The organism is Myxococcus sp. AS-1-15, assembly GCF_020037055.1.
GTDB lineage: Bacteria > Myxococcota > Myxococcia > Myxococcales > Myxococcaceae > Myxococcus > Myxococcus fulvus.
Window position 1 is genome coordinate 115,412 of record NZ_JAIQDF010000005.1, and the last position, 23,754, is coordinate 139,165.

Below are 23,754 nucleotides of genomic sequence, written 5' to 3' on the forward strand. Positions count from 1 at the left end.
CGGCCCCTACCGGGTCCATCAACCGGTAGGGGCTGGAAAACCCGGCGCGGCCGGGTCATAAGCGTTCCCGTGCGAGTCGTCTCATGGAACGTGAATGGGCTGCGCTCGGCCCATACCAAGGGCTTCCTGCCCTGGCTGTCGGGCGCCCGGGCGCAGGTGGTGGCATTGCAGGAGGTGCGCGCGCGCCCCGAGCAACTGCCGGATGAGGTCCGTGCTCCGGCCCGGTGGAAGACGCACTTCTCGGCCGCGGAGCGTCCTGGCTACAGCGGAGTGGGGCTGTTCTCCCGCGACGAGCCGGACACGGTGGAGACCCGGCTGGGAGTCCCGGAGATGGACGCGGAGGGGCGGCTGCAGCTCGCCCGCTTCGGCAAGCTCACCGTGGCCAACGTTTACTTCCCCAACGGCAACGGGAAGGACCGGGACCTGAGCCGCATCCCGTTCAAGCTCGCCTTCTACCGACGCCTGTTCGACCAGCTGGAGAAGCCGCTGCGCGACGGTGAGCGGCTGCTCGTCGTGGGCGACTTCAACACCGCGCACCAGGACATCGACCTGGCCCGGCCCCGGGAGAACCGCGAGACGAGCGGCTTCCGTCCCGAGGAGCGCGAGGAGCTGGACCGCTGGCTGCGCGCCGGCTGGGTGGACAGCTTCCGACACTTCCACAAGGGCGCCGGCCACTACTCGTGGTGGAGCCAGCGCTTCGGCGTGCGCGAGAAGAACATCGGCTGGCGCATCGACTACGTGCTGGCGTCCCCCGCGGCCATGGCCTTCGTCAAGCGCGCCGCCATCCACCCCGACGTGTCGGGCTCCGACCACTGCCCGGTGAGCGTGGACCTGGACTCCGCCGTCCGCTGATCCCCCTCGAGGCTCTCAATGAACGCACTGCTCTCCATCTGGACCTGGGTCGAGATTGGCATCGTCGCGCTGGTCGGCTTCTTCGTTCAGCTCGTCATCGCCGTCTTCACGTTGCCGTTCGACAAGAAGCGCTACGCGGTGGGGCGGTGCTTCCGCATGGTGGGCGTCACCGCCGCGAAGCTGACGCCGTACTGGCGCTTCGGCATCCACGGGCCGGTGCCGGACCAGGTGGCCCCCAACACGGTGGTGGTCAGCAACCACGAGTCCAACGCGGACCCGTTCCTCATCTCCCGCCTGCCGTGGGAGATGAAGTGGCTGGGCAAGGCGAGCCTGTTCAAGGTGCCGGTGGTGGGGTGGATGATGGGCATCGCCGGGGACATCCCCGTGCACCGCGGCGACAAGGAGTCCGCCACGGGCGCCATGGCGCGCTGCAAGCAGTGGATGAGCAAGGGCATGCCGGTGATGATCTTCCCGGAGGGCACCCGCTCGAAGACGGACGAGCTGTTGCCCTTCAAGGACGGCGCCTTCCGCCTGGCCATCGAGCAGCAGGCGGACGTGCTCCCGCTGGCGGTGAGCGGCACGCGCAAGGCGCTGCCCAAGCACTCCTGGCGCTTCTCCACCTCGCGCGGCCTGGTGACGGTGGGCACGCCCATCTCCACCAAGGGCATGACGCTCGATGACGTGGAGAAGCTCAAGACGCTGGTGCGCGAGCAGATCCTCGCCCTGCGCGCCACGCTGCAGCCGCTCACCCAGGATGCCGCGACGCCGGGGACTCCCAGCGCCGCGTAGCGGCTTCGACGAGGCACGCCGCTCAGGCGTCCGTGACTTCGTTGTCGATGATGTGGCAGCCCGACTCCTCGTCGAGCGCGTCCTCGATGAAGCCGCGCAGCAGGTCCTTCCCGCCGATCTCGAAGGACAGGCTGATGCGGTCGCCCTCGATGTGGACGTCCTTGTCGGTGGTCAGCTTGCCGCCCAGGGCCACGGCGCTGCCCTCGACGCGGGCGTTGCCCCGGAGGCGGACCTCGCCGCCCATGGACACCGCGTCGCCCTTCACCACGGCGCCGGCCTCCACGATGACGCGGCCCCGGATGGCGACCGCGTCGTCGACGGTGGCGCCCTTGCGGATGATGATGTCGCCCTCCACGGCGACCACGTCCTTGGCCTTCTCGCCCGCCTCGATGACCAGGTCCGTGCCCTGCACCACGCGGCTGCCGTCCTTGGCCGTGGTGTCGCAGACGACCTTCACCGGGGAGGTCGACTTCCTGGCCGCGTCATCGCCGGCGAAGGCGGGCAGGGCCAGGGTGGACGCGAGGGCCAGAGTGGAAAGGAAGCGTGAGCGCATGGACGGCTCCTGGGGACGACCGGGTTGAGAGGTCTACGCGGCAGGCCCACACCCATTGCATGGGTTTGTTTCCCTCCCGGGAGGCAGGTCGGGGCGCGCGGCTTGCAGTAGGGTGGGGGAGGCCCTGGCCCGCACGCCCCGAGGTTTCCCCTGGTCACATCGTCGACGCAGCAAGACTCCTCCTCGCATGACCTGACCATCTGGGCCTATGCCTTCGGCTATTTCGCGGCGTATGCCCCGTACAGCGCGCTGACGAAGGCGTTGTCGAGCGGCTCCCTGCCGGGCATGGAGGAGGGCATCGTCGGCTTCACGCTCCTGCCGGTGAGCGCGGCGACGTCGATGGTGGGGATGTTCGTCTTCCTCTCGCTCAAGCGCTGGTGGCGCTTCGCGGCGCACCGCCAGGTGCTGGGCCTGCGGGTGCCCGCGCCGGGGGCGTGGACGTTCCTGTCGGGGATGTGCTCGGCGGCCATCATCGGCACCACGACGCTGGCGTACACGCTGGAGGGCACCTCCATCGTCTTCATGATGCTGCTGATGCGCGGCGGGGTGCTGGTGCTGGCGCCCATCGTGGACGTGCTCAGCCGCAGGCACGTGCGCTGGCCCTCGTGGGTGGCGCTGGGGCTGAGCTTCGCCGCCGTGCTCGTCGCGTCGGGGAAGGACGCGCGCGCCACCCTGACGTGGGTGGCCGCGCTGGACGTCGGCGTGTACCTGCTGAGCTACTTCATCCGCCTGCGCGCGATGAGCCGGCTGGCCAAGTCCGAGGACAAGAGCCTGTCCATCCGCTACTTCGTGGAGGAGCAGATGGTGGCCACGCCCTTCCTGGTGCTGGTGCTCGGGCTGGTGGCGGTGTGGGGCGGCGCGGGGCCGGCGCTGGACATCCGCGAGGGCTTCACCGGCATGTTCGCCCGCGGGCGGCTCTTGGAGGAGATGCTGGTGGGGCTGTTGTCCCAGGGCACCGGCATCTTCGGTGGGCTCATCCTGCTGGACGCGCGGGAGAACGCGTTCTCCGTGCCGGTGAACCGGGCCTCCAGCGTGCTCGCGGGCGTGGTGGCCACGCTGGGGCTGTCGCTGTGGCTGGGGCTACCGGGCGTGGGGCCGCGCGAGCTTCTGGGCGCGGCGCTGGTCATGGTGGCCATGACGGTGCTGGCGGTGCCCACGGTGCTCGCGGCGCGCCGGCGCGAGGCCGCCCTGAAGGCGGCGCTCGGGCCTTGAGTCCCTGACGCCTACTTCTGGGTGTCCTGCGGGACGTGCAGCGTCAGCACGGGGCAGGGCGCGCGGGAGACCAGCTTCTGCGCCACGCTGCCCAGCAGCATGCGCGACAGCCCCCGGCGGCCGTGGGTGCCCATGATGATGAGGTCGAAGCCCTCCTTCTCCACCAGCTCCAGGATGGTGGAGGCCGCCTCGCCCACCACCACGCGGTGCTTGAGCGGGACGGAGGCCGGCTCCATCTGCTTGAGCAGCGTGGCCAGCTCCTTGCCCGCCGTGTCCAGGGCGACCTGCTCCAGCGAGAGCGGGTTCCATCCGGGGGCGGCGACGAGCAGATCCGGCGCGACGTACTGAGGGGGCTCCCACGCGTGGAGGACCTCCACCGACGCGTTGAAGGGACGGGCGAGCTGGAGGGCGTAGTCGACGATGGAGCGAGAGCCCTCGCTCAGGTCGACGGGGACGAGAATTCGGGATGGCGCTGCCATGGTCGGCTCCTCGCTGAGGTGAAAGGCCCTCTCTTGGGGTGGGGCCGAACGTCCTCAGATGGAAGTTGCGTGCCAGCGCCTGCCCGCCCGTTCGCCACCGCGACGCGCAAAGCTTGCGGGGAGGCGAGCGCGGCCCGCGATTCGTGCGCAGGATGGCCCCCATGCGACCTCCTATCGATCAGGCCACGGTCCTCATCACCGGCGCGGCCGGGGGTATCGGCCGGGAGCTTGCCCGGCTTTTGTCCCGGCGCGTCCGCACGCTGGTCCTGGTGGACCGCGAGGTGGCGCGGCTGGAGCCGCTGCGTGAGGAGCTGCTCACGCGCTATCCCACCCTGGGCGTCCTCCTCCACGCCTGCGACGTGTGCGAGCCGCGCGAGGTCGACGCGATGGTGGCCTCGCTGGAGGCGCAGTTCGTCCGGGTGGACGTGCTGGTGAACACCGCCACGCTGGGCCTGCGGGGGCTCTACGCGGAGGCGCGCTGGGGAGGGCTGGAGGAGCTCCTGCGCTCGAACGTGTGGGTGCCCGCGCTGCTGACGCACCGGCTGCTCGCGCCCATGCTGGAGCGGGGGCGGGGCGGGGTGCTGAACATCGGCTCGGGCGCGGCGCAGCTCATGCTGCCCGGCTCCGCGATGTTCGCAGCCACGCAGCGCTTCCTCGACGGCTTCACCGAGTCGCTCCGGCTGGAGGTGGAGGGGCGCGGCGTGGTCATCACCCGCGTGGCTCCGGGACCGGTGGGGGACTCGGGCGCCGAGGAGGCGGGGCGCGCGCCCTTCTTCCAGATGTCGCTCGAGCGCTGCGCTCGCGCCGCGCTGGCGGCCTTCGAGCGGGGCGAGGCGCTGGTGTACCCGGGCTGGGGACACCGCTGGGTGATGCGGCTGTTGCCCCTCTTGCCACGCGGGCTCCAGCGGAGCCTGGGGCGGCTGGCGCTGCGCGGTGTCCGCCGCGAGGCCCTGGCCGCGCCCGACGCCCTGCCCGTGGGGCTCGCGTCGCCCGTGCTGCTGGCGCGCGAGCCCAATCCGGCGTGACGGCCTAGAGGCCGATCTCCGCCAGACGCGCCTTCACGCGGGTGGCCTTCACGCCGGTGTTGGCCGTGCCGCGGCCCTGCGAGTTGCCGCCCAGGCCGATGTGGTGCAGGCCCACCACCTGGTTGGAGCCCGTCGACAGCACCGGCGAGCCCGACGAGCCGCCCAGCGTGTCCGCGTCGTAGGACAGGTCCGTGGTGGAGTAGTTCGCGTTCTTCACCACGCCCGGCGACAGCTTCTTCGTCGGCGAGCAGCCCGACGACGTGTAGTAGTCGCAGTTCTGGTGCACCACGTAGATGCTCGCGTTGGTGGCGGCGTTGGCGCTGGCCACCGTCAGGTAGCCCTGCACGTTGCCGGGGAGCTGGCCGTTGGTCGCCGAGCAGCGCAGCGCCGTCATGTCGTCGGTGGACCACGTCCTGATGAACGTGGCGCAGGAGTACCAGACGCGGCTGGCCGAGGCGACGCCGTCGATGTAGTTGAAGGACACCCGGGCCCCCACGGCCTCGGACGCGCTGCCCACGCAGTGGTTGTTGGTGATGATGACATCCGGTGACACCAGCCACGCGGTGCAGCGGCTGCCCACCGCCGGGATGGACAGGTAGCCCACCGCCTTGGCCGCCGTGGCCTGCGCGCCCGTCAGCGTGGTGGAGCTCACCCAGTTCACCGAGCCGACGATGACGTTGGATTCCTGCGACTGCAGCGGCTCGTTCGCCTCCTGGTCCGGGACATCGGGGGACTGCTCGGTACCGCAGGCCGACAGGGCACCCATCACGAACAACGCACGCAGGCTCTTGGCGAACATCGGGTCTCCTCCACACGCGGGATTGCGCGCGGCGTGCCCAAGGCACTCTCCATGCCAGCGTTCCGCGCGGGACACTTCCACTCGACAGCCCTCCTCGCGCCGGGCCCCGGGTGGTGCGCGCGTGCTCCGCTCCGTCACCGGCGGTTGTAAAGCCCCTTCGCGTCGCCGCCGAGAGTCTTCATGATATTCGTGATTTACAATTAATTCCGGAGCTGTCCTGTAATGGGACGCTCCCGGCGTCGGGTGTCGTGGTCCCGGACAGCGACGGAAAAATCCACGGGCCGCGTTCCGTTCGCTCATTGAAGAGGGGGAACGCGGCCCGGGGGCGCGGTGAGCGGAGCGCGGGCGCCTAGCCGATGATCATGTCCTCGCGCTCCAGCGTGCCCTCGGAGAAGCGGCGCAGGTTGAAGCGGGTGAAGAGCTCGTCGGACTCGCCGGTGCGCATCCACTTCGCCATCCGCTCGGCGACGGCGGGGGCCATCATGAAGCCGTGGCCGACGAAGCCGGACATCTGGAGCAGGTTGTCCAGGCCCGGGGTGCGCCCGAGGATGGGGTTGTTGTCCGGCGTCACGTCGTAGCAGCCGGCCCACTGGCGCAGCACCTTCACGTGGCCCACGTGGGGCAGCTGCTCCATGAGGGCCTGGGCGAAGCGGGACACGAAGCGAAGGGTGCTGCCCATGTTGAGCCCGGCGGGCTCCTTGGGGTCACCCATGCCGCCCACGATTTCGCCGCGCATGGACTGGCTGAAGTACAGGCCCGAGTCGAGCACGGACACGAGCGGCCCCAGGAAGGGCTTGAGGGGCTCGGTGCTGAGGATCTCGTGGCGGTGCGGCTCGTTGGGCAGCTGCACGCCGACGAGCTTCGCCACCTCGGGGCTCCACGCGCCGGAGGCGAGCACCACGGTGTCACAGGCGATGTCGCCGCGGTCCGTCTTCACCTTGCGGATCTGTCCGCCGCTGACGTCGAAGCCCGTCACCTCCGTGTACGTCTCCACGCGCACGCCCTTCTTGCGGCAGCCCTGCGCGTAACCCCACAGGAAGGGCCAGGGGAAGATGACGCCGTCCTCGGGGTTGAAGGACGCGGCCACGCAGCCCTTCATCGTGAGGCCCGGGACGATGTCGCGCGCGGCGTCCGGCGTGACGAGCCGGGTGGGCACGTCGAAGCGGTTGTGCAGCGCCACGTTGCGCTCCAGCCGCCTGGCCACCGCGTCGGTGCGCGCGAGGAACAGGTAGCCGCCCTGGCGCAGCCACACGTTGATGCCCATCTCCCGGGCGAAGCCCTTCATCAGGTCGATGGAGCGCTTGGCCAGCTCCACCAGCGCCGGGGTGCCCCACTGCATGCGCACGCCGCCGCCGTTGCGGCCGGACGCGCCCGCGCAGAGGTAGCCGCGCTCCAGCACCACCACGTCCGTCTCGCCCTCGCGCGCCAGGTTGTACGCGAGCGCCAGGCCCATGATGCCGCCGCCGATGATGACCACCTTGGCCTTGGCGGGCAGGGGCTCGGTGGGGCGCAGGCCCTTGGGGAAGACATCCACCTCCTGGGGCACGCCGCCCACCGGGGGCTGGGACTCGTCCACCGGGGCGCTCGCGAGCAGCCGCAGCTCGGTGGGGTAGAGCGGAGGCCTGGGCGTGAAGGGCACCACCGCGTCGGCCTTGAGCGCCTTCTCCTGCTCCAGGAGCGCGGCCACGGCGGACAGGCAGCTCTTGCCCTGGCAGATGCCCGTGCCGAAGCCCGTGTAGCGCTTCACCGACTCCACGTCGCAGTAGCCCCGCGACACGGCGTGCCGCACGTCGTCCGCGGTGACGTCCTCGCAGGAGCAGATCATCGACTTGCTCATGACAGTCCCTCCACCAGCGCCTGGGCCGCGCGGCGGCCCGCATCGGACGCCTCCTTCGCGCTGCCACCGCCCGTCACGTCTCCGGCCACGAACACGTCCGCCGCGTCGGTGCGGCCCTCGGCGCTCGCCTCCACCCGGAACAGTCCGCGCGAGGCCTCGAACGAGACCTTGGCGCCGCCCTGCCGCGCCAGCTCGAAGCTGGGCGTCACCGGCACCGACACCAGCACCGCGTCGCAGTCCACCTTGCGCCGTCCCCCCTGGCGCGGCGTGAAGCTGAACCCGCTCACGTGCCGGAGGCCGTGCGCCTTGGGCTCCGAGCCCTCCACCGTCGTCGGATGCGCTCCCGCGCCCGGCGCGCCCTTCAGGTCCACCACGACAGCGACCTTCACGCCGTGCTCCTCGAGCAGCCGCGCCAGCCCTTGCAGCTCCTGGCCCCAGCCCACCAGCGCCGCGCGCTCCGGCGCCACCGCGTGCCGACGCAACAGCAGGCTGGCCGCGCGGCCCGCGTAGACGCCGGGCAGGTCATTGTTCTCGAAGGGCACCATCGGCGGGTGTCCACCGGGCGTCAGCAGGAAGCGCTCCGCGTAGACCTTGAGCAGCCGCGCCTCGCCGTTCTCCCGGGCGCCCACCGCGAGGTAGCGGCCCTGCTCGTCGTCGTACAGGCCCAGCGCCGTGGCGCGGGTGACGACGCTGTCCCGCGCGAGCGTGGCCACGTCGTCGATGGCGGGCGCGTCCGCCTCCGGGGCGCCGTGCGCCAGCCGGCCACCCACGTGGTCCTCGCGCTCGAACATCAGGAAGGGGATGCCTCGTCCGGTCAGCTCCCTCGCGGCGGCGAGCCCGGCGGCGCCCGCGCCCACCACCGCGACGCGGGTGCGCAGCGTGCGAGACGGCGGGGGAGCGGGGGCTGCGTCCTTGGGCAGCAGGCCCAGGCCCGCCAGCTGCCGGGCCACCTTGGCCATCACCGTCTCCGCGACGGGCACGCCGGCGAACATCTCGTGGTGGTCCAGGCCGTTGGGGAAGAACCAGTCGATGGTCTCGAACACGTCCACCTTCGCGGAGGGGTACGCGTTCTGCCGCTCCAGCTTCATGCCGTCGCGCGCGGGCGTGCGGCACGTGTAGACGTTGGGCAGCCCGTCCACGCGCATCAGGCACTGCGAGCACGCGGCGGCGAAGCAGTAGGGCCCGCGAGGGCGGTGGTACTTCACGGAACGGGCGAGCATGGGCTCGCCCGCGGCGACGAGGGAACATGCCACCGGCTCGCCCTCGATGGCGGGGATGCTCTCGCCCTCGAGGTCCACGGTGATGGCCCTGCCGCGCAACGAGGCATCTGGGAGACGTCGCATGGGTGCCGCGCAAAATGGCGTAACGCCCGCGGGTGGTCAAAGCCTGTCGGCGCATGACGCACCCCGGTCATGAGGCCCAGCCGACAGTCGAGGTGATGGCGCGCTGGAACTTCTCTAAGACTCCCGCAGAACGTCACCGGGGACCGCGACGGGCCGTCTCAGGCCTCGTGGCGATCCCCGGTGGGTGGAGCGGGCGGCCGTGCAGGCCGTGGTCCTTGACGCGCCGGGCAAATCCCGGCGCGGGTGCGTCAGAGCGGCTGCTCCCCGTGGGTGTGGATGGGCTCGGGGATGCCCATGCCGCGCGGCCGGTAGCCGAAGCGGGTCCGGATGACCGCGCCCAGGGCGATGAGCACCACCAGGCAGGAGACGATGGCGCCGAAGACGGGGATGGCGCCCACCACCAGCAACACCAGCAACCCCAGCGCGAGCACCACCGCCTGCGTCTTGCGTCCGCGCATCACCGGCAGCCGCGTGCCCAGCTCGCTCGCCACCGCCGCGAAGCCCAGGGCCGCCGCCAGGGGCGCCGCCATCCACAGCACCAGCGCCGCGGGGATGCCGATGATGGTGATGGCCAGCACCACCGTGAGCGGAATCATCGCCACCACCCCGAGCAGGCCCGTCAGGCCGCTCTGCACCGGCCGCGCGCGGATCTCATCCCCCAGCTGCTTCATCCGCGAGGGGAAGAACATCTGGCCCAGGAAGCCCAGCCCGAAGAGCACCGCGAACGTGAGGATGAACCCGGCGAGCCCGCCCCCGTCGTCGTCGTCGCGGTTGCGCCGCCGCTCCTCGCCCTCGTCGCTGGACTCCTGGAGGCCCTTGTTGAGCTCCTTCGCGACGACGCGGCCGATGTTGGCCCCGCCGAAGGTGTTGATGCTGCCCTCCACGTTCGCGCCGTCCTCGCGGTCCACGTTGCCGCCGAAGGAGGACACGTCGCCCTCCACGGAGGCGCCGGGCTTGAGGACCACGTTGCCGCCGAAGGCGTGCGCGTCACCCTCCACGTGGCCGTGGACGATGAGGTTGCCACCGAAGGCCACCGCGTCCTTCTCCACGTTGCCCTTCACCACCAGGTTGCCGCCGTACACCACGGCGCTCTCCACCGTCTGTCCCTCCTTCACCTCCAGGGACTGACCGCGCGCCACCACGTTGCGGGCCCCCGAGCGGCGCGAGCGCTTGAGCTCGTCGCGGGTGCGGTGCATCTGCTCGCGGATCTGCTCGCGCACCTCGCGCATCGTCTCCGCGTCCGTGGCGGAGTCCTCTTCGTGCTCGGAGCCATCGGAGGCGACCGCGGGCGCCGCCGGAGCGGGTGGCGCGGGCGGGGCCACGGGCGCGGGGACCGCCTGGGGCGCGGGCGCCGGCTCGGCGAGCCCCTGGGCCGCGGCCTCCTTCTCCGAGGGCGTCATGGGGCGCAGGGTGATGATGGAGCCGTCCTGCTCCATGCGCAGCGAGTAGGCGCGGGACACGGTGCGCAGGGCCTGGTCGGCGGAGATGCCGCGCAGGTGGACCTCGGCGGGGACGTCCAGGTCGCCGGTGACGACCAGGTTGAGGCCGCCCTTGTCGGCGATGGTCTTCAGCGCGTCGCGCAGGCTGCCGCGGAAGGAGACGTCGATGCTCTTCGCGGCGGGCGCGGACTCGGCGGCGCGGGCGGCGGGCGCGGACTCGGCGAGCGCGAGGGGGGCGCCCAGGAGCAACGCGGGGATGAGGAATCGGGAGGAGATCTTCATGGGTCGCTCAGGCTTCGGAGGGGGTGGGGGCGCTGCCCGCGAGCCGCTTGAGACCGGCCAGCGACGTCAGGAGGAGGAACGCGAGGAATGCGGCCACGGCCAGGCCCTCGGTCGACCACAACGCGCGGGCGCCGCTCAGCACGCCCTCGGCCAGGAAGCGCCCCTCCACGAGGAAGGACGCCACGCCCGTGCCCAGCCGGCCGAGCGCCTGGTCGTTCATCACCAGGTAGCCCAGCCCACCGAGCAACGAGGTCAGCAGGATGGCGAGCCCGGACCAGACCTCGCGACGCTGAGGTACGGGCTCCGCCGCCACGCGTGCCATGACGCTGGCGACCAGGGTCGGCGGCGGGAGGGGATCCGCCAGCCGGTACAGGTCGTTCTCCATCAGCCGGTGCTCTTCGAGGACCCCCGCGCAGGCGTCACACTCGGCGGCGTGGTCCAGCGCGGGGCCTTCACCTTCCTCCAACTCGGCGAAGAGGACCTCGAGGTCGGGGCAGGGGTGCGCGCTCATCGGGGGGCCTCCTCCGTGCTCATCTTCTTGCGAAGCTTCTCTCGGGCCCTGAAGAGCCGGGCCATGATGGTGCCAGGGGCGCACCCGAGGATCTGGGCGATCTCCTTCGTCGTGCGCTTCTGGACGTAGTAGAGCGCGAGGACTTCACGATCATCGACGGAGAGCGTGGCCATGGCCTCCTCCAGCGACTGGCGCTCCTCGCGGGCGATGGCGCCCTCCTCCTGGGAGGCCTCGTTGCTGGGGAGCACCTCCTTCATGGGCTCCAGCTCCTCGGTGCGCACCTTGGTGCGGCGGCGGAGCAGGTCCAGGCAGAGGTTGCGGGTGATGGCCAGCACCCAGAGGTCGAACGGGCGCGAGTCGTCGTACCGGTGCAGGTTCTGGTACGCGCGCAGGAGCGCCTCCTGGGACACCTCCGCGGCCTCGGCCTCGCTCTGCAGCAGCCGGAGCGCCAGGCCGTAGACCTGGCGCTGGACGCTGCGCACCAGGGACTCGAAGGCGGACGGATCTCCACGGCGGGCCGCCTGCACGTCGGCCTTCCAGGGGAGGGGGACGGCGTCGTCAGCCATCAGCATCCCGATGGCGTGGGCGAGGGTCCCGGGAGCGTCGTCGAGGGCAAGAGCGTTCACACCTGGGTCTACGGTGTGCGCGCTCCCCCATTGCGTCCAGGTGTTTCATCGCCGTTGCAGACTTATTTCTTCCGTGATTTCGAGCGCTTGGCTTCGGTCTCCGCCCGGGCGACCTCGCGGGCGGCCTTGCGCTGGCGCTGTTTTTCGCGGAAGCCGAGCGGGGCGGCGGGCTCCTGCCTGGGCTTGGGCTCCGCCTGCTGGGCGAGCGAGCTGCCCCGGGTGGGCGTCTCGGAGACCTCGGCCGTGCTCTTGCGTCCGGGACGGGCGGGGGCCTCGACCTCGGAGGTGGTGCGCCGACCGGGCCGGCTGGGGGCCTCGCCGCGCGCGGGCGCACGGCGGTCCGAGGCGCGCGGACGCTCCTCGTCGAAGGTGGTCTCGGCCCGGCGGCCGGCGGCGCCACGGGCGGCGGGGGCCCGGCGGCCGGTGCCCCGCTCCTCACGGACGGGAGGGCCGCGGCGGCTGGAGGGGGCACCCTCGGCCTGCTCCTGCTCGACGAGGTGCGCGCGCTGGGAGGCGCGGATCTCCTCCGCGGTGTCCTCGGCGTACTCGAAGTGGAACAGGCGCTTGACGACGAGCGTGGCGTACGCGCCCGGCGGCAGGGTGAAGGCGACGTTGACCTTGATGTTGCCCCGGTTGAGCTCGTCGGGCTGCGTGCGGCCGATGACCAGCTTGTGCGGGAAGGAGAGGACCGGGCGCTCCTCGTGCTTGAAGAAGAGCATGCGCTCGGCCCCGGGGATGACCAGGTCCGACAGCTTGAGCTTCTCGCGGCCGAGCACCCAGCGCACGGCGTCCTCGATCTTCGGATCCGTGAAGGTGCTGTTGGGCGCGAGCAGGGGGAAGGTGGCGTCGCGCAGCACGCGCAGCGTCTGCGGATCCGCGTCCTTGTGGAACAGGAGCGAGCCGGCCTGGTAGCGCATGGGGAACAGCGACTCACGCGGCAACAGCAGTTGCAGGTAGCGCCGCACGCCCTCGTTCCAGAGGTAGCTCTGGTAGGTGAACAGCTGCATCGCGCGGTAGTCCGCGTCGATCTGCAGGAAGGCGCGGGTGAAGTTCTTGGGCTCCTCGCGCAGCGCGCGCAGGACGCGGTGGTACTTCTTGGTGCCCTCGAAGGGGACGCGCGCGTCCCAGTGGCCCCAGTTGTCGCGCCAGAAGGCCTTCACCTTGGCGTCCTCGGAGCGGTCCAGCTCCGACGGCTTGGCCAGGTAGTTGTGGAGCGCCGCCTCGAAGTCGCCCCGGATGAGGTCCTTGGCGATGAAGCCCTGCCCGTGCTTGAGCGAGCCGAAGCGCTGGCTGTCGAAGTAGTTGATGACGCCCAGGCGGTTGACCTCGGCGGCCGCCACGTTGAGGGGCCCCAGGGAGGACTCTTCCAGGGCGCGCACCGTCACGGAGAAGCGGTTGGACGTGATGTTCGCCGAGGACAGGGCCTTGTTCGTCCGGCCCAGGTACTTCAGGCGGAGGTCCGGCTCCTGCATGTCCACGTCGGCGCCGTCCACGGCGATGAGCTGCTCGGTGCGGCCCTGCTTGTCCTTCAGGCCGCAATAGCTGATGGAGCCCGGCTTGAGACCGAACGCGTCCCGCAGGCGTGCCACGGCGTCGAACGTGGACAGCTTCTGCTTGTCCATCAGGTAGACGCGGAAACGCCCGGAGGCGACTTCATCGAAGCGGTAGGATTCCTTGACGCTGAAGTCTTCGGGCTTCTGTTTGATTCGCACGGGCCCCCCTTACCAGTGTGGGCCCTGGGAGAGAAGCGGGGCGGAGGACGGGGGACCAGGGGGAGGGGGGTGGACGGAGCTGACGCGCCGTCCCAGGAGCGGGACCCTGACCGGCCGTGCAGCCCTCCGGAGGGGGCCCTGGTCGGCCAGCGCCACCAGACGTTCCCCGCTTCCCAGGCGGCTCTGGTAGTGTCCGGGCCGGTGAGGATTCGCGCGTGAGCCAGGTTCCCGCCCCATTCGCTCCGAAATCCGGGCAACAGCTCCGAGGCCCCCGGCTGACCGGGCGCTTCGCGGACGGCACTCTGGGGGAGTTCCCCCTGGGGCCGTTGACGTCGCTCGGCCGTCATCCGTCCAACACGCTGCGCCTGGTGGACCGCGAGGTCTCCAAGGAGCACGCGACCATCGAGAAGGTGGGCAAGGACTTCGTCCTCAAGGACCTGGGGTCCTCGAACGGGACGTTCGTCAACGGCAAGCGGGTGAAGGAGCTGCGGCTGAAGGACGGGGACGAGATTGCCCTGGGCTCCTCGCGGCTCATCTTCCACAGCGGCGAGCAGCCGGCGGTCCCCGCGCCCGCGGCGCCCGGCGTGACGGTGGTGGCGCAGTCGGTGTCCATGCCCGCGTTCCTGGCGCAGATGGACCAGGTGCCGCAGAACTTCCGTCCGGTGGACCAGATGACGGACGGCGAGGCGCTGCGCCGCGACTACGAGAAGCTGCGCATCGCCCACGAGTTCCACCGGCAGGTGAGCACGCAGGGCAGCCAGACGGGCCTGTTCGAGCAGATCCTCAAGGTGGCCTTCCAGCTGCTCGCGGCGGACCACGGCGTCATCCTGAAGGTGGCCGGGGACGGGGAGTTCATCCCGGCGGCGGTGCACCACCGCACGGGCAAGCCGGTCAACGTCATGCTGTCCGACACGGTGCTCAAGCGCGTGGTGGAGACGGGCAAGGCGGTGCTGACGGCGGACGCCATCATCGACGAGCGCTTCTCCGCGGCGGAGAGCATCGTGGCGCAGGGCATCCGTTCGGCCATGGCGGTGCCGCTGATGGTGAACTCCAAGATTCAAGCGGTGCTCTTCCTGGACAGCCGCCAGCAGATCAACGCCTTCTCGGAGAAGGACCTGAACATCCTCTCCGGCATCGCCTCGCAGGCGAGCATCGCGCTGGAGAACGCGGCGTTGGGCGAGCAGATCCGCGCGGAGGCGGTGACGCGCGCGGAGCTGAGCCGCTTCCTGTCCAAGGCGGTGGCGGACGCGGTGATCTCCGGTGAGACGGAGGACCTGCGGCAGAGCCGGCTGGCGGAGGTGAGCTGCCTGTTCGCGGACATCCGCGGCTTCACCACCATCTCCGAGAACGAGTCGCCGCAGGAAGTGGTGTCGATGCTCAACACGTTCTTCACGGCGATGGCGGACGTGGTGTTCCGCTACGAGGGGAACCTGGACAAGTTCATCGGCGACTGTGTGATGGCGGTGTGGGGTCCGCCGCTGTCGCATCCGGACGACGCGGCGCGGGCGGTGCGGGCGGCGCTGGAGATGCAGGAGGCGGTGGATCAGATCAACCGCAACCGCGTGGCGGCCGGCAAGGCGCCCATCGAGGTGGGCATCGGCATCAACACGGGCCAGGCGGTCGTCGGCTACATGGGCAGCGCGGAGCGGCACGAGTTCACGGCCATCGGCGACACGGTGAACACGGCCTCGCGGTTGTGTGGCATGGCCAAGAGCGGCGAGGTGCTCGCGTCGGAGTCGACGGTGCGCAGGTCCGGCGCGGGCTTCGACGTGGAGGAGCTGCCGGCGCTGCAGGTCAAGGGCAAGGAGAAGGCCGTCCCCACCTACCGCGTCCATGGCGTGGAACATACGACCGCCGCCTCCCCGCGCCGATGACGACGACCCAGGAGTGTCCCAACTGCGGGACCCAACATGACACCCGGGTCTATGTCAGCGGGCAGAAGCTGACGTGCCGTTGCGGCATCCGCTTCGAGGTGCGTCGTCAGGACGTGGGCGGTGTGAAGCCGGTGGGGGCGGGCAACTCGAACATCACGTTCGCGCCGCACCGGGCGCAGCCGTTGAACGAGCACACGCGCGACACGGTGGTCCCGGGGCTGGGGGGGGAGGAGCGCGCGTCGCGCAGCCCCAGCTATGCGAACGGCGGAGCGCTGCGGGATGCGTCCGCGGGGTCGAGCGGAATCGACTGGAGTGAGGAGCGGGAGCCCGGCTCGTCGAGGGTCGGCGCGGCTCCGAGTGGAATCGCGAGGGCGGGTGCCTCGTGGGTGGGTGGGACGTCCGCGGCCGGCGTGACGTCGGGCTCCGAGGCGCGAGCGCGCCTGGGCGCCGCTGTGAGCGCGGGTGGTGACGCCGCGTCAGTGGGCCCGGTGGCGCGCGTGGACGCGTCTTCGGGTGTGGCCGACATGAGAGACGTGGAAGCGGCGGGGGACGCGGCGCGCGACAGTGGTGTGGAGGTGTCCTTCGGGGACACGGACGTGCCCGGCCTGCGGGTGACGGGGACCGCCATCGATTCCTCACCGGGCGGCGTCGCGCTGCCGGGCGTGAGCGTGGGCGGCGAGGCTCCGGTGGCCTCGGGGCTTGCCGGAGGCGAGGCCTCCGTCCGTGGCGGCGTGTCGCCAGGCGCGCCGTTCGGAGTGGCGGTGCCAGGGGTGGGCGCAGCGGGTGATGCGCTGGCGCGTGTCGCCGCGTCTCCGAACGCTGCGGGGGGCGATGCTCCCGGGCATGGCGGGGCCTCTCCGGGTGCACCGTTTGGCGTGCCCCTCCCGGGCGTTCGCGCGGGCGAGGTGCCCGTGCAGAGCGCATCGGGCGGCGGAGACGGTCCGGGCAACGGTCTTCAGGGCGCCCCGCAGTCCTCGAACGAGTCGGGCGGCGTTGGCCCGAGTGGCGTGGCGCTGCCCTCCTCGACGCCGGGGATGGATGTGCCCGTGGACGCGACGGTGGTGCGCTCGACGCGGCCGACGGGGCGGGGCGACGCCGACTCCGACCTGGACATCCACTCGGTGGAGACGTTCGTGGCGGCGGCGCGGGTGACGCTGCCGGGCTTCGAACTGAAGGAGCTGCTGGGCCGCGGCGGCATGGGCGAGGTGTGGCTCGCGCGCCAGACTTCGCTGGGTCGCACGGTGGCGGTGAAGCTGCTCCCGCCGAAGCTGGCGAAGGACCCGGAGTTCGTGGCGCGGTTCGAGAAGGAGGCCACGGCGCTGGCCGCCCTCAACCACCCGAACATCGTGCAGATCATCGACCGGGGCGTGGCCGGCGAGCACTACTACTTCGTGATGGAGTTCGTGGAGGGCCGCTCGCTGCGCGAGGCCATCTCCACCGGCTCGTTGACGCCGCAGCAGGGCCTGAAGCTGATGCTCCAGGCGGCGCGCGCCATCGAGTGCGCGCACGACAAGGACATCATCCACCGCGACCTCAAGCCGGAGAACATCCTGCTGGACGGGCGCGGCAACGTGAAGGTGGCGGACTTCGGTCTCGCCGGCATCCGTCAGTCCGAGGCCCGGCTGCAGCTCACCGCGACGGCGGTGGCCATGGGCACGCTCAACTACATGGCCCCCGAGCAGCGGCGCGACGCGAAGAGCGTGGACGGCCGCGCGGACCTGTTCTCGTTGGGCGTGGTCCTCTACGAGCTTCTCACCGGGGAGCTTCCCCTGGGACGCTTCAAGCTGCCGTCCAAGCGGGTGCCGGGCCTGGACCCGCGCGTGGACCACATCATCGACCGGCTGCTGGAGACGGACCCCGAGGCGCGCTACGCGAAGGCCACGGAGCTGTGCGAGGCGCTGGAGCTGCTGGTGGCCTCGACGTCCGCGCCCAACCAGACGACCCGGCCGACGCATCCCATCGAGGGGCGTCGCAAGTCGACGAGTCAGATCACCCGCAAGCTGCGGACCGGGTGGCGACGGGTGCGTGCAGGCCTGTCGGTGGTGGGTGGACTCGCGGTGCTGGGGCTCGGCGCGCGATGGGTCAACGGGCGGATGCCCGAGAAGCCGAACCCGCCGAACACGTACGCGGAGGCCTTCTCCACGGCGACCCTGGTCGAGGCGGCGACGTCGGATGGCGAGGCGCGCTTCGAGGTGTCCTTCGACGACAAGGGCCCCGAGGAGCTCAATCTCCACAGCGGCTTGTGGAAGGTCGAAGGCGGACAGCTCCGCGCATGGCAGGGGGGGCAGGATGCCGGTGGCCGGCGACTGGTTCCTCGCGCCTATGTGGCGACGCGCTACTTCGCGGCGGACCACTTCGACGCCTCGGTGATGATGGACGTGAAGCCGCTCGGGGATGAGTACCGTCCGGACGAGCCGGACTCACAGCACTACGGCGAGCTGTCCTTCCGCATCCGGGACCTCCAGGTGTCGGCCTTCGCGATTCCGGAGGTCGGCATGCGCCTGGCGTGGCGCTACTTCGCCGAGGACGGACAGGAGATCGTCGGCAACAGCGCGCAGGACACGGACGGGCTCGTCGAGGACGAGATGCCGCTGCCCGACCGGGGGCCCTACCAGGTGCGCCTGAAGCTCAGCCGCGTGAAGGGCGGCGTGCTCGCGGAGGGGTTCCTCGGACGGCAGCGCTTCGCCCGCAAGCTGCTGCCCGGCCTGGAGAACCGCGTCGCCAAGGTGGCGGTGGGATGCCGCAACCTCGCTTGCACCTTCGATGACCTGAAGGTGAAGGGACAGCTTCGCGAGCAGCCGCTGCGCCGGGCCTCCGCGGGCCAGGAGCAGTAGTGGGTTCAGCGGCCTGAGGCGACTCGGGGGGCGGAAGGCGCAGTCGCTACCACTCACCCGGACAGCTTGTCCGAGAGCAGCCGAAGCATCTATCGAGCTCCGCGATTCCTCGCGAACGTGCGGGTGCGGCAACTCCATGGCCGTCTGAAGCGCACTCTCTTGCTTCCTGAGCTGTTTCTCCAGCACCTGCGCGCCGAAGCGGGCTGGGCTCACGACTTGTCGGCGCCTGTCGTGGAATCCTCACGTACTCAACACTTCCCTCGCACGACCCGGCCGGACTCCGTCCGACGGAGGGCGGTTCACGCGGCACCTGTCAGGCGCGGGACGGGGTGAGACTCCGGGCGACCTTGCGCGAGCCTGTCCGGCGTACCACCTTCCCTCGGTATCCGGGGTCTGGCGTGGAGCGGGCCCTGTTCGTGCGGCCGGGGGACAGGATGGAATTCTGGCGCGCCGTGCTGGCGCCCATCTATGCGGCGCTCCTGGCGGGGCTGGTGGTGGCCGTGCTGACCGTGGGACGGCGGGGGCCGGACTCGCGAGTCCCCCGGCTGCCGCTGGTCTGGTTCGGCATGCTGGCCTTCGGCGGCTTCCTGCTCGTCTCCGGGCTGGGCAACGTGGCCTTCGTGGTGTGGTCGTCCGAGTCGTTCGGCAGGTCGGTGGGCATCGCGCTGCTGGTGGCGGCGGCCCTGCTCGCGGTGCGGGGCACTCGGGTCCGTTCGGGCTCGGAGCTGCTGCGCGACTCGGCGCCGAAGAGCCTGGATGACGCCGTGGCGGAGCTGCGCGCCGGGGCCTCCACGAGCTGGGGTGTCTTCCAGGGCACGCTCGATGCGCAGGAGGAGCTGACATCGCCAGGGGGCGTGGGCTGCGCGTTCTACGAAGCGGAGCTGCGCGAGGTCGCCTCGGATGGGCGCAAGGGGACGCTGCTGTCTCGTGAGCGCGCCTATTCCCCGACGCTGACGTTGCGCGGCGCGCGCATCCGGGCTCGAGTGCGCTTCTCGCCCGCGTCGTTGATGGCGCCCGTGCGGCCCCGCCGCTGCAGGACGGTCTGTCTGCCGACGCCCTCCGCGTGGCTCGAGGAGCGGCCGGTGACGCCGGAGGGCGCCTCGGTGCCCGAGGCTCGCCAGCTGACGGACGAGCCCTGGGCCTTGTCCTGGGAGCGCGTGGGGACCGCGGGCGAGACGTGCTTCGTGGTGGGGGAGCTCCGACGGGGCTCGAGCGAGGGCTCCTACGAGCTGTGCGGTCGCGGCGGCGGACCCGCCCTGGTCGTCCTGGGTCCGGAGGCGCAGGACACGCGAGGTACGCTGGCTCGCCGCGCCTGGACGCACTTCACGGCGGCCGGGGTGATGTCCGTGGCCGCCGCGCTGATGCTGTCGCGCACGCTGTAAGCTCCGCGCCCTGACGACGAACGGGGCTCACGAACCGTGGCCGCCGCGTGGATGCGGCAGCGCATGCTTTGAGCCCCGCGCCCTGACGTCGGCGATGAACAGGGCTCACGAACCGTGGCCGCCGCGCGGACGCGACAAGCGCCCTGCCTACGTTGACGACGACGGGCCCCACGCGGTGGAGAACACGAGCTGCTCCTGGCTGCTCGCGATCCGCACGGTGAACGTGCGCTCGATGCCGCCGAGCCCGCGAGGAGTCGCCTTCGCGACCTCGGCGAGCAGTGCCCCCGCGGCGCGCAGGTGGAACCCCGTGTTCCACATCCCCTCCAACTCACCGTGCACCGCGCGCAGCTCCTCGCCGCTCCGCCGCTCGTCGATGGAGCGACGCAGCCGCACGAGGCCCTCCACGAACCGGCGGCACTTGCCCAGCGTCCCGCTGTTCGCCTGCGTCACCTCCGCGAAGGTGAACCTGCCGCCGATACCGTTCCACGTCTTCTCTCGCAGCAGCAGGTCCGAGGCGAGCTGCTTCACCGTCGCGTCGCGCTCGATGAACCACTGGGCGATCTGCGCGGCGCGGGTGGGGGAGAGGTCTCCGGACAGGAAGCTGCCCTTGTCGAGCACCTCGTTCAGATACGACTCCCAGATGGGCCCATAGACCAGCTTGCGGAACTCCGGGGACACGCGCGCCGTCTGCTCGCTCCAAGGCATGGCCCGGGCGAGCGCGCGGGAGAACAGCTTGACGTCGAAGCCCTGCAGTCTCGGCAAGAGCTCGCGCAGCATGTCGTCCGACACCTTGAGCTCCAGCTGCGTCTCCACGTCCGACCTGCCCACGTGCGCGTCGAGCTTCGTCAGCACCGTGGCGGCGTCGTTCGCGTCCAGCACGCCCCACACGACGGCGTCGTCCACCGCCTCGCGCAGCTCCTGCTTCGACAGCTTCTTCTTCTGGCCCCACAGCAGCATGTGCAGGCCCAGGCGGAAGTCCGGCGCCGTCGGGGCCAGGGTGAACGTCTCCATGTCCGCGCGGAAGTCCACCACCCACCGGCCACGGTGGCCCAGGAAGGAGTCCTCGTACGCGCGCTGCCCGAGGAACGCCTGCCGCCGTGCGCCCTGGAGGTTCTCCTGGTTCACCCAGGTCTGCTTCCGCGTGGAGCGCGCCTTGAGCACCTCGAAGCTGCCCAGGCCGAGCGTGAAGCCCACCGTCGACTGGAGCGTGGCGGAGGAGGTGTTCAGGTAGTTGCGCAGCGTGTAGCTCCCCGCGTTCGCGGGCTCGCGCAGCCACGCGAGCAGGTCCACCAGGCTGCCGCGCAGGAGCGAGCCGTGGAAGCGCAGCGCGGTGGCCTCGTCCAGCTCCACCTCCAGCAGCGTGGAGGACTCGGACACACGCAGGTACTCGTACTGGAAGGACGCCGCCACGCGCGCCTTCACCAACGTGTCGAGCGCGCTCGACACCTTCTGCTTGAGCTGCGCCCACTCCTGCTTCAGGTGGTCGAGGACGACCAGCTGCGGGTCCAGCCCCAGCCGCTCCAGGATGCCGCGAAGCTGGGCCTGCTCCTCGGCGCTGAGCACCTTGTCGAGGGCCTTGTCGACCAGCTCCTCCACCTTCGCCTCGGCCTGCCCGGTGATGGCCGTGAGCACCTCGCCGAGCCGCTTGCGCACCGCCTCCGCGTCCGCCAGCTCCACCTGGAGGTTGAGCCCCGCGCCCAGCGTGGCCTCGCGCGACTTCGCCTTGCGCACGGCCAGTTGGATGCGGCTCGCGGCGGGGCGGGAGAAGACGAGCTGGTAGTCGTCCGTGAGCGACACGCGCGCGCCCACCTTCGCGTCGAGCGCCGTCTTCAGCTCGATGAGCTCGCTGGTCCGCACGAAGGCCAGGTTCGCCAGGTTCGTGGTGAACAGGTCCGCCCAGTTCAGCTCGAGCCCCGCCTCCAGCGTCCCGCGCACCTGCCACGCCACCGCGTCACCCGGGCCCAGCTTGGTCAGGTCCGTGGACAACACCAGCAGCCGTGGATGCGACAGGTCCTCCTTCGCCGCCTCGCGCATGTTCCGCGTCAGCGGGTGCGCACGGTAGTCGCTGAGCGTGGCGAACACCTCGCTCTTGCCCTGTCCGGACACGAACGGCAGCGAGCCGGTGGACCCCGCGGACTTGATGCGCGCCGTGGCCTGGTAGCGCATCCAGCCGGTCTCTCCTCCCAGCAGCAGCTGGGGCCGGGAGCCGTCGGAGGCCGGCGCGTTGGCGGCGGCGGGCTCGCCCACCACGCCGTTCTCGTCCACGTCACCGGGCGAGTTGAAGTTGCGCACCGTGGCCTCCACGGCCCCGTCGAACGACAGCGTGAAGTCCGCGAGGCTCAGCTTGGGCGGCAGGATGTTGTCCCGCGTGAGGCCCTCCTGCGCGAGCGTCACCCGGATGTCCTGGTCCTGCAGCTTCACGTCCGGAAGCTTCTCGGCCAGCGCCGGCGGAAGTTGGGCGAGCAGCGACTCGATGACCTTCATGGGCTTCCCCTCGGACGGAATGGATGGCCGCTCCAGCATGCTCCAGGTTCTACCGGGAGGCACGTGCTGTCGGTTCCAAGGGGTAATTCTGGACTGACGCGGAAGGCCGCCTGCCCACCGGGGCGCGGCGCTCACGCCTCGTCGGCGAGGCCGTACTCCTTGAGCTTGCGGGCGAGCGTGTTGCGGCCGATCTCCAGCACCTTCGCGGCGGCGGTGCGGTTGCCCTTCACGGCGTCCAGGACGCGCAGGATGTGCAGGCGCTCCACCTCGGCCAGGGACCTCAGGCCCGTCTCGGACGCGGTGGGCGCCAGGGCGCGCGCGGGCTCGGCGGGCGTGCTCCCGGGGACGCGGTCCAGGTCCGGCAGGGGCAGGTGATCCTCGAGGATCTCCCCCTCGCACAGCACCACGGCGCTCTCGATGCAGTTCTCCAGCTCGCGCACGTTGCCCGGCCAACGGTAGCGCTTGAGCCGCTCCAGCGCGGCGGGGCTGAGACGGGGCGTCACCAGCCGGTGGCGCCTCGCGGCGGTGGCGACGAAGTGCCGGGCCAGCCGCTCGATGTCCTCGGCGCCGCGCTCGCGCAGCGGGGGCAGCACCACCTCCACGACCTTGATGCGGTAGTAGAGGTCCTCGCGGAAGCGGCCCTCGGCCACCATGCGCGCCAGGTCCCGATGCGTGGCGGCGACGATGCGCACGTCGACCTTGATGGCCTGCGTGCCGCCCACGCGCTCGAACTCGCGGTCCTGCAGGACACGCAGCAGCTTGCCCTGCACGGGCAGGGGCAGCTCGCCAATCTCGTCGATGAACACGGTGCCGTTGTCGGCCGCCTCGAACTTGCCGGGCATCCGGTGGTCCGCGCCGGTGAAGGCGCCCTTCTCGTGGCCGAACAGCTCGTTCTCGATGAGCGTGGCGGGCAGGGCGGCGCAGTCGACCTTGATGAACGGCTTGTCGCGGCGCGGGCCGTTGACGTGCACGGCGCGCGCGAAGAGCTCCTTGCCGCTGCCGCTCTCTCCGCGCAGCAGCACGGTGGCGTCGGTGGGCGCGGCCTTGCGCACCAGCCGGTAGATGCTCTGCAGCTGCGGGGACTCGCCGATGATGCGGTTGAAGAAGTAGCCCACCGGCGCCTGGGGCTGGTCCTTGGCGCGCTGCAGCTCCTGGTAGAGGCTGGTGCTCTGCAGGGCGGAGCTCACCTGCGACGCGATGGCGTCCAGCCGCTCGGTGTCCTCATGCGTGAAGCGGTCCGCGCCCCGGCGGTTGAGCACCTGGAGCACGCCGTACAGCGCGCCGTCCACGTCGCGCAGCGGCACCGCGAGCAGGCTGGTGGTGCGGTAGCCCGTCATCCGGTCGATGTCCGCGAAGAAGCGCTGCTCGCCGCGCGGGTCCGGCACGTTGATGGGCTGGCCCTGCTGGGCCACGGTGCCGGCGACCCCCTGGCCCAGCTTCACGCGAATCTGGGACACCTCCGGCAGGTGCGCCGCGCGGCTGAACAGCTCGCGCCGTGCGGGGTCCAACAACCACAGCGTGCCCCGGTCCGCCTGCATTGTGGCGGCGATGCGGTCCATCAACGTCTGGAGGAAGGCGTCGAGGTCCACCTCACGGCCCACCAGCGCCCCGAAGGGGAGGAGGACCTGGGTGACATCCGGGGCGGGGGGCATGGTGGGCAGGGGCGGGAGGATGAAGGCCGAAGCGTCACCATAGCATCCGTGTGGCATCGTCCGGCCCAC

18 protein-coding genes are annotated in these 23,754 nt (G+C 71.1%); 7 read left to right on the plus strand and 11 right to left on the minus strand.

The features are described from left to right. Positions 1 to 69: 69 nt before the first annotated feature. Both K8625_RS16340 and K8625_RS16345 read left to right on the plus strand, forming a co-directional pair. Complete coding sequence (locus K8625_RS16340) at positions 70 to 852, plus strand: exodeoxyribonuclease III (protein ID WP_223748713.1); 783 nt, start codon at positions 70 to 72, stop codon at positions 850 to 852. Positions 853 to 870: 18 nt separating this feature from the next. Beyond that, positions 871 to 1,641 (plus strand): 1-acyl-sn-glycerol-3-phosphate acyltransferase, encoded by a 771-nt coding sequence (locus K8625_RS16345; protein ID WP_141327203.1) that lies wholly within the window; start codon positions 871 to 873, stop codon positions 1,639 to 1,641. Between the two features lie 22 nt (positions 1,642 to 1,663). On the opposite strand, the gene K8625_RS16350 is transcribed toward K8625_RS16345, so the two are convergent. Beyond that, complete coding sequence (locus K8625_RS16350; protein WP_223748712.1) at positions 1,664 to 2,194, minus strand: hypothetical protein; 531 nt, start codon at positions 2,192 to 2,194, stop codon at positions 1,664 to 1,666. 261 nt (positions 2,195 to 2,455) lie between these two features. Here K8625_RS16350 and K8625_RS16355 point away from each other — a divergent pair, with 261 nt between their 5' ends. Further along, the gene (locus tag K8625_RS16355; RefSeq protein ID WP_223748711.1) at positions 2,456 to 3,406 is read left to right on the plus strand and encodes a hypothetical protein; all 951 of its coding nucleotides are present in this window, start codon (positions 2,456 to 2,458) and stop codon (positions 3,404 to 3,406) included. Positions 3,407 to 3,417: 11 nt separating this feature from the next. On the opposite strand, the gene K8625_RS16360 is transcribed toward K8625_RS16355, so the two are convergent. Then, positions 3,418 to 3,885, minus strand: a complete 468-nt coding sequence (locus K8625_RS16360; protein ID WP_223748710.1) for a universal stress protein — start codon at positions 3,883 to 3,885, stop codon at positions 3,418 to 3,420. 161 nt (positions 3,886 to 4,046) lie between these two features. Between K8625_RS16360 and K8625_RS16365 the strand changes: the two genes are divergently transcribed. Next, positions 4,047 to 4,910, plus strand: coding sequence for an SDR family oxidoreductase (locus K8625_RS16365; protein ID WP_223748709.1), 864 nt, complete (start codon positions 4,047 to 4,049; stop codon positions 4,908 to 4,910). Between the two features lie 4 nt (positions 4,911 to 4,914). Here the strand turns inward: K8625_RS16365 and K8625_RS16370 are convergent, their stop codons facing one another. The 7 genes from K8625_RS16370 to truD all read right to left on the minus strand — a co-directional run bounded on the left by K8625_RS16370 (position 4,915) and on the right by truD (position 13,459). After that, positions 4,915 to 5,709 (minus strand): serine protease, encoded by a 795-nt coding sequence (locus tag K8625_RS16370; protein WP_223748708.1) that lies wholly within the window; start codon positions 5,707 to 5,709, stop codon positions 4,915 to 4,917. A gap of 349 nt (positions 5,710 to 6,058) precedes the next feature. Continuing rightward, positions 6,059 to 7,546 carry an FAD-dependent oxidoreductase gene (locus K8625_RS16375; RefSeq protein ID WP_223783229.1) on the minus strand — a complete coding sequence of 496 codons (1,488 nt, stop codon included), beginning with the start codon at positions 7,544 to 7,546 and terminating at the stop codon, positions 6,059 to 6,061. Next, the gene (locus tag K8625_RS16380; RefSeq protein WP_223748706.1) at positions 7,543 to 8,889 is read right to left on the minus strand and encodes a 2Fe-2S iron-sulfur cluster-binding protein; all 1,347 of its coding nucleotides are present in this window, start codon (positions 8,887 to 8,889) and stop codon (positions 7,543 to 7,545) included. The genes K8625_RS16375 and K8625_RS16380 overlap by 4 nt, the downstream gene beginning before the upstream one ends. Before the next feature lie 248 nt (positions 8,890 to 9,137). Beyond that, complete coding sequence (locus tag K8625_RS16385) at positions 9,138 to 10,610, minus strand: polymer-forming cytoskeletal protein (RefSeq protein WP_223783230.1); 1,473 nt, start codon at positions 10,608 to 10,610, stop codon at positions 9,138 to 9,140. Positions 10,611 to 10,617: 7 nt separating this feature from the next. Next, positions 10,618 to 11,121, minus strand: coding sequence for a hypothetical protein (locus K8625_RS16390; protein ID WP_223748704.1), 504 nt, complete (start codon positions 11,119 to 11,121; stop codon positions 10,618 to 10,620). Beyond that, positions 11,118 to 11,687, minus strand: a complete 570-nt coding sequence (locus tag K8625_RS16395) for an RNA polymerase sigma factor (RefSeq protein WP_174816812.1) — start codon at positions 11,685 to 11,687, stop codon at positions 11,118 to 11,120. The genes K8625_RS16390 and K8625_RS16395 overlap by 4 nt, the downstream gene beginning before the upstream one ends. A gap of 122 nt (positions 11,688 to 11,809) precedes the next feature. Then, a complete protein-coding gene (gene truD, locus K8625_RS16400; RefSeq protein WP_223783231.1) occupies positions 11,810 to 13,459 on the minus strand; it encodes a tRNA pseudouridine(13) synthase TruD in 1,650 nt (549 codons plus the stop codon). 215 nt (positions 13,460 to 13,674) lie between these two features. Here truD and K8625_RS16405 point away from each other — a divergent pair, with 215 nt between their 5' ends. The 3 genes from K8625_RS16405 to K8625_RS16415 all read left to right on the plus strand — a co-directional run bounded on the left by K8625_RS16405 (position 13,675) and on the right by K8625_RS16415 (position 19,549). Then, positions 13,675 to 15,333, plus strand: a complete 1,659-nt coding sequence (locus K8625_RS16405; RefSeq protein ID WP_223748702.1) for an adenylate/guanylate cyclase domain-containing protein — start codon at positions 13,675 to 13,677, stop codon at positions 15,331 to 15,333. After that, positions 15,330 to 18,167: a protein kinase gene (locus K8625_RS44465; RefSeq protein WP_370641920.1), complete on the plus strand. Its 2,838-nt coding sequence runs from the start codon at positions 15,330 to 15,332 to the stop codon at positions 18,165 to 18,167. The genes K8625_RS16405 and K8625_RS44465 overlap by 4 nt, the downstream gene beginning before the upstream one ends. Positions 18,168 to 18,601: 434 nt before the next feature. After that, positions 18,602 to 19,549 carry a hypothetical protein gene (locus K8625_RS16415; RefSeq protein ID WP_223783232.1) on the plus strand — a complete coding sequence of 316 codons (948 nt, stop codon included), beginning with the start codon at positions 18,602 to 18,604 and terminating at the stop codon, positions 19,547 to 19,549. 147 nt (positions 19,550 to 19,696) lie between these two features. Here K8625_RS16415 and K8625_RS16420 read toward each other — a convergent pair whose 3' ends face one another. Beyond that, positions 19,697 to 22,033 carry a hypothetical protein gene (locus tag K8625_RS16420; RefSeq protein WP_223783233.1) on the minus strand — a complete coding sequence of 779 codons (2,337 nt, stop codon included), beginning with the start codon at positions 22,031 to 22,033 and terminating at the stop codon, positions 19,697 to 19,699. A gap of 131 nt (positions 22,034 to 22,164) precedes the next feature. Then, positions 22,165 to 23,742, minus strand: coding sequence for a sigma 54-interacting transcriptional regulator (locus K8625_RS16425; protein WP_223783234.1), 1,578 nt, complete (start codon positions 23,740 to 23,742; stop codon positions 22,165 to 22,167). Positions 23,743 to 23,754: the final 12 nt, after the last annotated feature.